Below are 12,033 nucleotides of genomic sequence, written 5' to 3' on the forward strand. Positions count from 1 at the left end.
AGGGCCTGCCTGCTCGCGCCAGCGCTGGCGGATTTCAAGGGCGGTAGCGATCGAAATGTGATTCGAAATAGGTGACTTCCCCCAGCGCGCCATCGGCCAGAATGGCTTTCAGGGTCAGGAAATCGCTATCCCAGCGGCGGTTATGGAACACCGAAAGCAGACGCCCGCAGCTTTTCGCCAGCGCATCAAGCTCCCGCGCCTGTGACAGTGTCACGGTAAAAGGCTTATCCACCACCACATGCTTGCCCGCCTCAAGAGCCGCTTTTGCCAGCGGGAAATGGGTATCGTTTGGGGTGGGAATAACAATCAGGTCAATTTTGGGGTCGTTAAACAGGTGCTTAGGCTGTGACACAACCGGCACGGCGGGCCAGTCAGCCTGAACTTTTGCCGCATCGCTGCTGGAAATCGCCGCCAGCGTCATGCCCGGCGTGCCGTCAATCAGCGGCGCGTGAAAAGTTTTGCTGGCGTAGCCGTAGCCAATCAGTCCAACGCGGATATTGTCATTCATAAAGCGCCCTCTCGTCTCTGGAAAGGACATTTCACACCATCTTAACGACTGTCACAACCGCCATGCTGGCGTAAAAGCTCTCCGCTGTCTCTTTTCTCGTCTTTTACAGCGTGAAAGATACGGATTAGGCTGAAAACGCACCCAGGCACCTTGTCGGTGCGCAAAAGCGACGCTACCATCCTGGGGCCAGTTTAAAGGGAGTAGTAAAGGTTATGGCTACCATTATCAATCGGATCATTGAATTAACCGGCTGGGTTGTACTAGGTGTTTCAACCCTTCTTTTGGTCTTCGCCAGCCATATAGATAATTATCAGCCGCCTGAGCAGAGTATTGTCGCGCAGAAAAAATAATCTGCGACATCGGCGTAGCGCCCCCTGATTTTTAAGGTGCGCGGCGTATTGCCAGCCGTGGCGAAGCGCGTTAATCTTCGGGGCGGGTGCTGTTCTGGCACCCGACTCATTCTTAAAATGTTCTCAATTAAAGGGCTGCGCATGCAACGTCAACCTGCGTGCAGTGCAGGCCGTTTATTATTTGAACGAATATATACCCAAAATAATTCGAGTTGCAGGAAGGCGGCGACGCAGTAACAAATTCGTCTGGAACGAATTTGAACGCTTCAAAGCGCCCGTCAGGGCGAGGCCCAGGGATGGGCCGGGTATTGCCAACGCACATGCAACCTGAAGTATGACGGGTATAACCCGCGAATCTATTACCGCCTTTTATTTATAGGGATAACGCTTAACATGACTGTTCAGGACTATTTATTAAAATTTCGTAAAATCAGCTCGCTTGAAAGTCTGGAAAAATTATTCGACCACCTGAACTACACGCTGACTGATAATACTGAGATCATCAATATGTACCGCGCGGCGGATCATCGTCGTGCAGAGCTGGTTTCCGGCGGAAGATTGTTCGATATCGGCTGCGTACCGAAATCCGTCTGGCATTACGTGCAATAACGCCGGTGGCGTTCAGCGCATAATGCTTTATACTCGTCGGCCGTTATCATTTGCCGTCTTCGGGGAAAAAGCATGACATCACTTCCTGCACAACGCATCAGCGGCTGGTTGCTGGCGCCGCTGGCCTGGTTGCTGGTTTCACTGTTGAGCAGAACGCTAAACGTGATCTATGTGGCGGCGTTGCAGGCGCCCCAGATTCTTGCCGCGGCCGGAAAGCTGCCGCTGACGACGCTCTTTATCTGGTCGCTCTCTTTTGCTCTGGCGCTGGGCATCTGGTATTACACGCTGTGGCTGGTTATCGCCTTCTTTAAACGCCGCCACAGTGTTATCAAGCACTATATTATCTGGCTGCTGGTTTCGCTGCTGCTGGCGCTGAAAGTGTTCGCTTTCTCAGAAATCTCCGACATGCTGGCGGTGCGCCAGTTACTGTTCGCCCTGCTTGCCGCCGCGCTGTTTGTCCCCTATTTCAAACGGTCTCAAAGGGTCAAAGCGACCTTCGTCAACCCGTAATAACCTTACAGTTAACCAGTTGTCGCCCGCTGCTATTTAGCAGATAATAGGCGGCTTTTTTTATTGCAGGCCAACACATGACAGACTATCTGCTGCTCTTTATCGGAACCGTTCTGGTCAATAATTTCGTCCTGGTGAAATTTCTTGGCCTGTGCCCGTTCATGGGCGTTTCGAAAAAACTCGAAGCCGCGATGGGGATGGGGCTCGCCACAACCTTTGTTATCACGCTGGCCTCTGTCTGCGCATGGGTTATCGATAACTGGCTGCTGATCCCGCTGGATTTGGTCTATTTGCGCACCCTGGCCTTTATCCTGGTCATCGCCGTTGTGGTGCAGTTCACCGAAATGGTGGTACGAAAAACCAGCCCCGCGCTCTACCGGCTGCTGGGCATCTTCCTGCCGCTTATCACCACTAACTGTGCGGTGCTTGGCGTGCCTTTGCTCAATATCAATCTTGGGCATAACTTTTTGCAATCCGCGCTGTACGGCTTTTCAGCCGCCGTCGGGTTCTCTCTGGTTATGGTGCTGTTTGCCGCCATCCGCGAACGCCTCGTTGTCGCCGATGTGCCTGCGCCATTTCGCGGTAACGCCATCGCGCTGATTACCGCCGGTCTTATGTCTCTGGCCTTTATGGGCTTTAGTGGTCTGGTGAAGCTGTAATGAATGCAATCTGGATAGCCATCGCCGCCCTGAGCGTGCTCGGGCTGTTTTTTGGCATCATGCTGGGCTACGCCTCTCGCCGTTTCGCGGTGGAAGACGACCCTATTGTAGAAAAAATCGATGCCCTGCTGCCGCAAAGCCAGTGCGGCCAGTGCGGTTACCCCGGCTGTCGCCCCTATGCGGAAGCGGTCGGTCTGAATGGTGAAAACATTAACCGTTGCGCCCCCGGCGGCGAAGCGGTGATGCTCAAACTCGCCGAAACGCTTAACGTCGAACCGCAGCCTATAGATGGCGACGCCGTTGCGCAGGAGCCGGTACGAATGCTGGCGGTTATCGATGAAAACAACTGCATTGGCTGCACCAAGTGTATTCAGGCCTGCCCTGTGGACGCGATTGTCGGTGCCACGCGCGCCATGCACACGGTGATGAGCGATCTCTGCACCGGCTGCAACCTTTGTGTCGATCCGTGCCCCACTCACTGTATTGAGCTGCGCCCGGTCGAGGCGACCACCGCCAGCTGGAAATGGGATTTACAGACGATCCCTGTACGTAATATCCCCGTGGAACAACATGCTTAAGTTATTTTCCGCTTTTCGCAAAGATAAACTGTGGGATTTTCACGGCGGCATCCATCCGCCCGAAATGAAAACGCAGTCTAACGGTACGCCGCTGCGCCAGCTTCCGCTGGCGACGCGTTTTGTGATGCCGCTTAAGCAGCACATTGGCGCTGAGGGCGAACTGTGCGTGCAGGCTGGCGATCGCGTGCTGCGCGGTCAGCCGCTGACCCGCGGACGTGGCCGCATGCTGCCTGTTCACGCGCCCACTTCCGGCATCGTGGCGGCGATAGCGCCCCACTCCACCGCGCACCCCTCAGCCCTGCCTGAATTGAGCGTCATTATTGATGCCGATGGCGAAGACCGCTGGATTGAGCGTGACGGCTGGAGCGACTATCGCTCTCATGACCGGGAGAGCCTGATTGAGCGTATTCACCAGTTCGGCGTGGCCGGGCTGGGCGGCGCGGGCTTCCCCACCGCGTCAAAGCTTAAAAGCGGCGGCGATCGCATTGAAACACTCATCATCAACGCGGCTGAATGCGAGCCTTATATCACTGCCGACGACCGTCTGATGCAGGAGTGCGCGGCGCAAATTATTGAAGGCGTGCGCATCCTGATGCACGTTCTGCAGCCGCGCCAGACGCTGATCGGCATCGAAGATAACAAACCGCAGGCCATCTCCATGCTGCGGGCGGTGCTGGCGGGCTGCCATGATATTCAGCTCAGAGTCATTCCCACCAAATACCCTTCCGGCGGGGCGAAGCAGCTGACGCAGATCCTGACCGGGAAGCAGGTGCCCCACGGCGGCCGTTCGTCGGATATCGGCGTGCTGATGCAGAACGTCGGCACCGCCTACGCGATAAAGCGCGCGGTGATCGACGGTGAACCGCTGACTGAACGCGTGGTCACGCTGACCGGCGAGAGCGTCAGCCAGCCGGGTAACGTCTGGGCGCGCCTGGGTACGCCGGTTAGCCATCTGCTTGAGCAGGCTGGTTTTTGTCCCTCCGCCAATCAGCTGGTGATTATGGGCGGCCCACTGATGGGCTTTACCCTGCCCTGGCTGGATGTGCCTGTCGTGAAGATCACCAACTGCCTGCTTGCCCCCTCTGCGGAGGAGATGGGCGAACAGGCGGAAGAAAAAGGCTGCATTCGTTGCAGCGCCTGCGCCGACGCCTGCCCGGCGGACCTGTTGCCGCAGCAGCTTTACTGGTTCAGCAAAGGCCAGCAGCACGATAAAGCGACGGCCTATAATCTGGCCGACTGTATCGAATGCGGCGCCTGCGCCTGGGTCTGTCCAAGCAATATTCCGCTGGTGCAGTATTTCCGCCAGGAAAAGGCTGAAATCTACGCCATCGCCGAGGAAGAAAAGCGCAACGCGGAAGCCAAAGCCCGCTTTGAAGCACGACAGGCGCGCCTTGAGCGGGAGAAAATCGCCCGCGCCGAGCGTCATAAGCAGGCTACGGTGCAGCCGGCGGCCCAGGATCAGCAGGCGATTAACGCGGCGCTGGCTCGCGTGCGCGAAAAACAGGCTGCCGCTGCTGAACCGATTGTGATTCAGGCAGGCAGCAAACCGGATAACAGCGAAGTCATTGCCGCCCGCGAAGCGCGCAAAGCCCAGGCCCGCGCCCGTCAGGCAGAGAAGGCCGCCAGCGAAAACGCCGCAGCCCAGACGGACCCGCGCAAAGCCGCAGTAGAAGCCGCCATCGCCCGCGCCAAAGCAAAGAAACAGCAGGCCGAAGCGCTGGAGCCCCCTGCGGCGGTCACCGCTGAACCGGTGGACCCGCGTAAAACGGCGGTTGAAGCCGCCATCGCCCGCGCGAAGGCAAAAAAACAGGAGGCCGCCGCGCTCGCTGCGGCAGCATCCGCCGGGCACGCCGACGCGGTAGACCCACGCAAAGCGGCAGTAGAAGCCGCAATTGCCCGCGCGAAAGCGAAGAAGCAGGCCGCGGCGGCGCAGACGCCAGCCGCCGAGCCCGCCGATGCGGTAGACCCGCGCAAAGCGGCGGTAGAAGCCGCTATTGCCCGCGCAAAGGCGAAGAAGCAGGCCGCGGCGGCGCAGACGCCAGCCGTCGAGCCCGCCGACGCGGTAGACCCGCGCAAAGCGGCGGTTGAAGCGGCCATTGCCCGCGCGAAGGCGAAGAAGTTACAGCAGCAGTCAGCGGCGTCTGCGCCCGCCGCCGGTGACGATCCCCGGAAAGCGGCAGTCGCAGCGGCTATTGCCCGGGTTCAGGCTAAAAAAGCCGCACAGCAAACCGTTAACGAGGATTAAATGGTTTTCAGAATTGCAAGTTCCCCTTATACCCATAACCAGCGCCAGACCTCAAGGATAATGCTGCTGGTCGTGCTCGCGACCCTTCCCGGTATTGCGGCGCAGTTCTGGTTTTTTGGCTGGGGAACGCTGATACAACTTATCCTTGGCATCATCAGCGCGCTGGCTGCGGAAGCGCTGGTTTTACGCCTGCGTAAACAGCAGGTTAGCGCGATTCTGGCGGATAATTCCGCCCTGCTCACCGGCCTGTTGTTGGCTATCAGTATTCCACCTTTCGCCCCCTGGTGGATGGTGGTGCTGAGTACGGTCTTCGCCGTGATCATCGCCAAGCAGCTCTATGGCGGGCTGGGGCATAACCCCTTTAACCCGGCGATGATCGGCTATGTGGTGCTACTGATTTCGTTTCCGGTGCAGATGACCAGTTGGCTGCCGCCCTTCGAAATTGCCCGCACCGTACCGGGGCTGTCTGACGCTGTGCAAATTATCTTTAGCGGTCACGCCGCTGCCGGGCAGACCATGGATAGCCTGCGGATGGGAATTGATGGCGTAAGCCAGGCCACCCCGCTGGACACCTTTAAAACCTCGCTGCACGCCGGGCATCCGGCAGCGGAAATCATGCAATACCCCATTTACGGCGGCGTGCTTGCAGGGCTTGGCTGGCAGTGGGTTAATATCGGCTATCTGCTCGGCGGCCTGCTTTTGCTGCGCACCGGCGCTATCCGCTGGCATATTCCGGTGAGTTTCCTGCTGACGCTGGCTCTCTGCGCCACGCTGGGATGGCTGCTGTCGCCGCAAACGCTGGTCACGCCACAGATTCATCTGCTTTCCGGCGCCACCATGCTGGGGGCATTTTTTATTCTCACCGACCCGGTAACCGCCTCGACGACAAACAAAGGCCGTCTGCTATTCGGCGCGCTGGCGGGGCTGCTGGTCTGGCTTATCCGCAGTTTTGGCGGCTACCCGGACGGCGTCGCCTTCGCCGTACTGCTGGCGAATATTACCGTGCCGCTTATCGACTACTTTACGCGTCCGCGCGTCTACGGACATCGTTAAGGAGCCGCCATGTTAGAAACGATGCGTAAACACGGGGTCACGCTGGCGCTGTTCGCCGCCGCGTCAACCGGCATGACGGCAGCGATTCATCAGCTGACCCGTTCGACAATTGCCGATCAGGCGGTACTGCAACAAAAGGCGCTATTTGAACAGGTTCTGCCCTCCAGCCTCTATAATAATGCGCTGCAGCAGAGCTGCTATCTGGTGGATGCCCCCGCGCTGGGCAAAGGTCAGCATAAAGTCTATATTGCCCGGCAGGATGGCACGCCGGTCGCGGTGGTAATGGAAGCGACCGCCCCGGACGGCTATTCCGGCGCGATTCAGCTGCTGGTCGGCAGCGATTTTAATGGCACCATCCTCGGCACGCGGGTAACGGAACATCACGAAACCCCCGGTCTTGGGGATAAAATCGATCTGCGCGTGAGTGACTGGATCACCCATTTTACCGGGAAGAAGATCGGCGATGCGAATGACAGTCGCTGGGCGGTAAAAAAAGACGGCGGCGAATTTGATCAATTCACGGGTGCCACGATTACCCCACGCGCGGTGGTCAACGCCGTGAAGCGGGCGGGATTGTTCGCCCCTCAACTCCCGGGGCAGCTTTCCAGCCTGACGGCATGTGGAGAAGAAGAATGAGTCAAGTGAAAGAAGTTATTGTACAGGGGCTGTGGAAAAACAACTCCGCGCTGGTGCAGCTGCTAGGTTTGTGCCCGCTCCTTGCGGTGACCTCTACCGCCACAAACGCGCTCGGTCTTGGCCTGGCCACCACCCTGGTGCTGACATTAACGAACTTCACCGTCTCGCTGGTACGTCGCTGGACGCCCTCCGAAATCCGTATTCCTATCTATGTGATGATTATCGCCTCGGTGGTCAGCATCGTGCAGATGTTGATCAACGCCTACGCCTTTGGTCTTTACCAGTCGCTGGGGATCTTTATTCCGCTGATTGTGACCAACTGTATTGTCGTCGGGCGCGCCGAGGCGTTCGCCGCAAAAAACAACCCTGCAATGTCAGCCCTTGACGGGTTTGCCATCGGCATGGGTGCCACCTGCACCATGTTTACCCTGGGGTCGATGCGCGAGATCCTTGGCAACGGCACCCTTTTTGACGGTGCGGATAGCCTGCTGGGGAGCTGGGCGAAAGTGCTGCGCATCGAGGTGTTCCATGCTGACGCGTCATTCCTGCTGGCGATGCTGCCGCCCGGCGCGTTTATCGGATTAGGGATGCTGCTCGCCGTTAAATACCTTATTGATGAAAAAACGAAGAAACGCCGTGCCGCCGCGCAAAGCCGCGACGCGGTCAACACCGTGCCCGGGAAGGCCTGATGAACAAATTAAAGCGGCGGGAGATCCTTACCCGCCTGCGGGATAACAACCCGCACCCGACGACCGAACTGAACTTCACTTCGCCGTTTGAACTGCTGATTGCCGTCCTGCTCTCTGCGCAGGCGACCGACGTCAGCGTGAATAAGGCCACCGCCCTGCTCTATCCGATGGCTAACACGCCGCAGGCGATACTGGAACTGGGCGTTGAAGGGCTCAAAGGCTATATCAAAACTATCGGCCTTTTTAATACCAAAGCGGAAAACGTCATTAAAACCTGTCGCATTCTGCTGGAGAAACATGGCGGCGAAGTGCCGGAAGACAGAGCAGCGCTGGAGGCGCTGCCGGGCGTGGGGCGTAAAACCGCCAATGTGGTGCTGAACACCGCTTTCGGCTGGCCGACCATTGCTGTCGATACGCATATATTCCGCGTTTGCAATCGTACCCGATTCGCGCCGGGCAAAAACGTCGAGCAGGTTGAAGAGAAGCTGCTTGCCGTCGTCCCGGCGGAGTTTAAGGTCGACTGCCACCACTGGCTGATTCTGCACGGGCGTTACACCTGTATCGCCCGTAAGCCGCGCTGCGGCTCATGCATTATTGAAGACCTGTGTGAATACGAGGATAAAACCGACGCTTAAAAAGGGCGGAAGACGGCGAGCAGAATAATCGCCGCCACGGCCACCACAATCACAGGGGTGGCGTTGCGGGCTAAGCCGGACAGGCTTCTGCCCTCGTCACCGGCAAACCGGCGCAGCGTTGCGGAGAGAATGCCGTGAACGGCTGAGAGCAGCACCACCAGCAGCAGTTTGATAATCAGCCACGCATGGGGAAACTGCCCGTGCGCCACCACCATGGCCAGCCCCATAAGCCACATCACCGCCATCGCGGGCGTCGTGACCCGGCGGCTCCAGCCGCGAATGTCGGCGGCCAGGGCCGTAGCCGCATTGCCGTTGCTGCCAGCAGTACGCGCGCACCAGCCGGCAGCCACTGCCATAACCAGTATGCCGCCAGTCCAGATGATGGCCGTAAAGATATGCAGTGCGTTAAGCCACTGATGCAAATTCATACTTTTATTCTCCGTTTGGTTAATACCGAAAAGTCTGACAGCAATCCCCGTCTATTTCATCTGCTATTATCAGCTGGCAGAGGAAAAAATCCCCCGTGGATTATTCGATCGGTAAGCGAGATCGGACATATTATCTTTTGCTTATTAGCTTTTAACGGCAATAATAGTTTTTTTATGACAAAAAAATTCTAACAACGCGCTATTATTACCATGCTGCAACTATAATGTTGCAAAATTGTTTTTTGTTGACTTTCCAGACCGTAAGTCGCACGTAATCAGGCCTCATTACCAACATATAAGTCCATAAATTGAAAGCAGACCAGGCTGATTAACTGCCTCGCGGCGATATTAGCAGAACATATAACCGAATCCCGCAGCACCACGGCTTATGTTAGTGAAAAAAACTACATTCCATGGCGCAGCAAAATTTAACTCTGAATAACATTTATCGTTACGGTTGATAATATCGGCGGAAAGATATGTAACAGAATATGACAAAAGCCTTGCCTCATCCGCCAGGATCAGCAACATTACCCGCCGTTTTCCCTCCCGCAATAATTATAAACGTGATGAATAATGGGCATCACGTCTCGAATCACCCGGTTAATACGGGATGTAAAAAAAGAGGTATTTGTGTCGACTGCAAACAACAAACCAACGGAAAGCGTTAGCCTTAACGCCTTCAAACAACCGAGAGCGTTCTATCTGATCTTCTCTATTGAACTGTGGGAACGTTTCGGTTTCTACGGCCTGCAGGGGATCATGGCCGTTTATCTGGTCAAGCAACTGGGGATGTCAGAAGCCGACTCCATTACGCTGTTTTCCTCCTTTAGCGCCCTGGTCTATGGTCTGGTCGCTATCGGCGGCTGGCTTGGCGATAAAGTATTAGGCACCAAGCGCGTGATTATGCTGGGTGCGATTGTGCTGGCGGTTGGTTACGGGCTGGTGGCCTGGTCCGGTCACGATGCAGGCATTGTATATATGGGCATGGCGGCTATTGCCGTCGGTAACGGCCTGTTTAAAGCCAACCCCTCTTCCCTGCTGTCAACCTGCTATGCCAAAGACGACCCGCGTCTGGACGGCGCTTTTACCATGTATTACATGGCAGTTAACGTCGGCTCTTTCTTCTCCATGCTGGCGACGCCGTGGCTGGCCGCGCGTTATGGCTGGAGTACCGCCTTCGCCCTGAGCGTTGTTGGCCTGGTGATCACCATCATCAACTTCGCCTTCTGCAAACGCTGGGTGAAAGACTACGGTTCAAAACCGGACTTTGCGCCGGTGCGTATGAAATATCTGCTGGCAACCATAGTGGGCGTCGTCGTGCTGGTTGCCGTTGCGACCTGGCTGCTGCACAACCAGGGCATCGCACGCATGGTGCTGGGCGTTGTCGCGTTGGCTATCGTCTGCATTTTTGCTAAAGAGACCTTTACCCTGCAGGGCGCGGCGCGTCGTAAAATGGTCGTTGCCTTTATTCTGATGCTGCAGGCTATCGTCTTCTTCGTGCTTTATAGCCAGATGCCGACCTCGCTGAACTTCTTTGCGATTCGTAACGTTGAGCATACCCTGCTGGGCCTGACGTTCGAGCCTGAGCAGTTCCAGGCACTGAACCCGTTCTGGATCATTATCGGCAGCCCGATTCTGGCCGCAATCTATAACAAGATGGGTGATACCCTGCCGATGCCGCATAAGTTTGCTATCGGTATGGTGCTCTGCTCCGGCGCGTTCCTGATCCTGCCGCTGGGCGCGAAATTCGCCTCCGATGCCGGTATCGTCTCCATTGGCTGGCTGGTAGCAAGCTACGGCCTGCAGAGTATCGGCGAGCTGATGATTTCCGGCCTCGGCCTGGCAATGGTCGCGCAGCTGGTTCCGCAGCGCCTGATGGGCTTCATCATGGGCAGCTGGTTCCTGACTACCGCTGGCGCGAATATTATCGCGGGCTATGTCGCTAACCAGATGGCCATCCCGGAAAACGTCACCGACCCGCTGATGTCCCTGGATGTCTACGGCCACGTCTTCCTGCAGATTGGTATCGTGACTGCGGTAATCGCCGTGCTGATGATTCTGGCAGCGCCGAAGCTTAACCGCATGACGCTCAGCGACGCGAAAGACGCGAATTCTGAGACCGCCGCCGCGTAATCACATTTGCTTGCATAAGAAGCCGTTAACTTTTAGTTAACGGCTTTTTTTATCGCCTTACGGCATAACCTGTTGTGGATTTCAGCTAAAAGGAGTGACGAATGAAACTGTTTTATAAACCGGGTGCCTGCTCGCTGGCCTCCCACATTGTTTTACGTGAAACGGGTAAAACATGTGAGCTTATGAGCGTCGACTTAGCGAAAAAGCGTCTGGAAAACGGCGATGATTATTTTGCTATCAACCCGAAAGGCCAGGTACCTGCGCTGCTGCTGGACGACGGCGCGCTGCTGACCGAAGGCGTGGCGATCATGCAATACGCCGCAGATAATGCGCCTGAGAGCCAGCTGCTGGCCCCGGTGGGCAACATGACCCGCTACCGGACGCTGGAGTGGCTTAACTTTGTCGGCACCGAACTGCATAAAGGCTTTACGCCGCTGTTCCGCCCGGACACGCCGGACGAGTTCAAGCCCGCCGTACGCGCGCAGCTGGAAAAGAAATTTCAGTATGTAGACGATGCGCTGGCCAGCCGCGAGTGGATCAACGGCGAGCATTTCTCGATTGCCGATGCCTATCTGTTTACGGTCATGCGCTGGGCCGTGGCCCTGAAGCTGAATTTGCCGGCTAACGGCCATATTAACGCCTGGATGCAGCGCGTGGCTGCCCGCCCGGCGGTTGCAGCGGCATTGCAAGAAGAAGGCCTCTGAGACAAAAAAGGGAGTGATTTCTCACTCCCTTTACCGGTTCGAGTACCTAAACGCCTTCTCCGGGCTACATAACCTGCCCTTGCGTTATTTCCAGCAAATCAGGCAGTAGTTCTTCTTACCACGGCGCAACAGCGTGTAACGGCCAAACAGGATATCGCTATCCTGGAAAAAGTATTCCGGGTCCGACTGTTTCTCACCGTTGATGGTTACAGCGTTAGAGGCGATGGTTTTACGCGCCTGGCCGCGGGACGGCTGCAGTTCGGAATCCACCAGCGCCTGCATCAGGTCTGCGC

The 12,033-nt window shown here is 56.7% G+C and carries 14 protein-coding genes and 1 pseudogene; 12 read left to right on the top strand and 3 right to left on the bottom strand.

Annotated elements, in window-relative coordinates; genetic code table 11:
• Nucleotides 1-508: pseudogene (locus ENTHG_RS06670) on the bottom strand (oxidoreductase); the annotation flags it as partial.
• A 212-nt stretch (nt 509-720) separates the two neighbouring features.
• Here ENTHG_RS06670 and blr point away from each other — a divergent pair.
• The 10 genes from blr (at nt 721) to nth (ending at nt 8,472) form a co-directional block, all read left to right on the top strand.
• On the top strand, nt 721-858 hold the full coding sequence (gene blr, locus ENTHG_RS06675; RefSeq protein ID WP_044176992.1) for a division septum protein Blr: 138 nt from the start codon (nt 721-723) through the stop codon (nt 856-858).
• A 393-nt stretch (nt 859-1,251) separates the two neighbouring features.
• Complete coding sequence (gene ydgT, locus ENTHG_RS06680; protein WP_044177000.1) at nt 1,252-1,467, top strand: transcription modulator YdgT; 216 nt, start codon at nt 1,252-1,254, stop codon at nt 1,465-1,467.
• Nucleotides 1,468-1,539: 72 nt separating this feature from the next.
• The gene (locus tag ENTHG_RS06685) at nt 1,540-1,977 is read left to right on the top strand and encodes a DUF2569 family protein (RefSeq protein ID WP_044177012.1); all 438 of its coding nucleotides are present in this window, start codon (nt 1,540-1,542) and stop codon (nt 1,975-1,977) included.
• 77 nt (nt 1,978-2,054) lie between these two features.
• Nucleotides 2,055-2,636: an electron transport complex subunit RsxA gene (gene rsxA / locus ENTHG_RS06690; protein ID WP_044177022.1), complete on the top strand. Its 582-nt coding sequence runs from the start codon at nt 2,055-2,057 to the stop codon at nt 2,634-2,636.
• Nucleotides 2,636-3,214 (top strand): electron transport complex subunit RsxB, encoded by a 579-nt coding sequence (gene rsxB, locus ENTHG_RS06695; RefSeq protein WP_044177033.1) that lies wholly within the window; start codon nt 2,636-2,638, stop codon nt 3,212-3,214. The genes rsxA and rsxB overlap by 1 nt, the downstream gene beginning before the upstream one ends.
• On the top strand, nt 3,207-5,459 hold the full coding sequence (gene rsxC, locus ENTHG_RS06700; RefSeq protein ID WP_044177043.1) for an electron transport complex subunit RsxC: 2,253 nt from the start codon (nt 3,207-3,209) through the stop codon (nt 5,457-5,459). The genes rsxB and rsxC overlap by 8 nt, the downstream gene beginning before the upstream one ends.
• On the top strand, nt 5,460-6,512 hold the full coding sequence (gene rsxD, locus ENTHG_RS06705; protein ID WP_044177054.1) for an electron transport complex subunit RsxD: 1,053 nt from the start codon (nt 5,460-5,462) through the stop codon (nt 6,510-6,512). It abuts the gene before it with no gap.
• Between the two features lie 9 nt (nt 6,513-6,521).
• Nucleotides 6,522-7,148 (top strand): electron transport complex subunit RsxG, encoded by a 627-nt coding sequence (rsxG, locus tag ENTHG_RS06710; protein ID WP_044177062.1) that lies wholly within the window; start codon nt 6,522-6,524, stop codon nt 7,146-7,148.
• Complete coding sequence (locus ENTHG_RS06715) at nt 7,145-7,837, top strand: electron transport complex subunit E (RefSeq protein ID WP_044177072.1); 693 nt, start codon at nt 7,145-7,147, stop codon at nt 7,835-7,837. Before rsxG ends, ENTHG_RS06715 begins: the two co-directional genes overlap by 4 nt.
• Nucleotides 7,837-8,472 carry an endonuclease III gene (gene nth, locus ENTHG_RS06720; protein ID WP_044177079.1) on the top strand — a complete coding sequence of 212 codons (636 nt, stop codon included), beginning with the start codon at nt 7,837-7,839 and terminating at the stop codon, nt 8,470-8,472. The genes ENTHG_RS06715 and nth overlap by 1 nt, the downstream gene beginning before the upstream one ends.
• On the opposite strand, the gene ENTHG_RS06725 is transcribed toward nth, so the two are convergent.
• The gene (locus tag ENTHG_RS06725) at nt 8,469-8,900 is read right to left on the bottom strand and encodes a HemJ family protein (RefSeq protein WP_044177089.1); all 432 of its coding nucleotides are present in this window, start codon (nt 8,898-8,900) and stop codon (nt 8,469-8,471) included. The two genes, nth and ENTHG_RS06725, sit on opposite strands and share 4 nt — an antisense overlap.
• Nucleotides 8,901-9,533: 633 nt before the next feature.
• Between ENTHG_RS06725 and dtpA the strand changes: the two genes are divergently transcribed.
• Both dtpA and gstA read left to right on the top strand, forming a co-directional pair.
• The gene (gene dtpA, locus ENTHG_RS06730) at nt 9,534-11,036 is read left to right on the top strand and encodes a dipeptide/tripeptide permease DtpA (RefSeq protein WP_044179090.1); all 1,503 of its coding nucleotides are present in this window, start codon (nt 9,534-9,536) and stop codon (nt 11,034-11,036) included.
• 101 nt (nt 11,037-11,137) lie between these two features.
• Nucleotides 11,138-11,740, top strand: coding sequence for a glutathione transferase GstA (gstA, locus tag ENTHG_RS06735; RefSeq protein WP_044177100.1), 603 nt, complete (start codon nt 11,138-11,140; stop codon nt 11,738-11,740).
• Between the two features lie 84 nt (nt 11,741-11,824).
• On the opposite strand, the gene ENTHG_RS06740 is transcribed toward gstA, so the two are convergent.
• On the bottom strand, nt 11,825-12,033 hold a 209-nt coding region (locus ENTHG_RS06740), incomplete at its 5' end, for a S4 domain-containing protein (RefSeq protein WP_275404577.1).

The sequence above is a fragment of the Phytobacter massiliensis JC163 genome (genome assembly GCF_000321045.1).
Classification (GTDB): domain Bacteria; phylum Pseudomonadota; class Gammaproteobacteria; order Enterobacterales; family Enterobacteriaceae; genus Phytobacter_A; species Phytobacter_A massiliensis.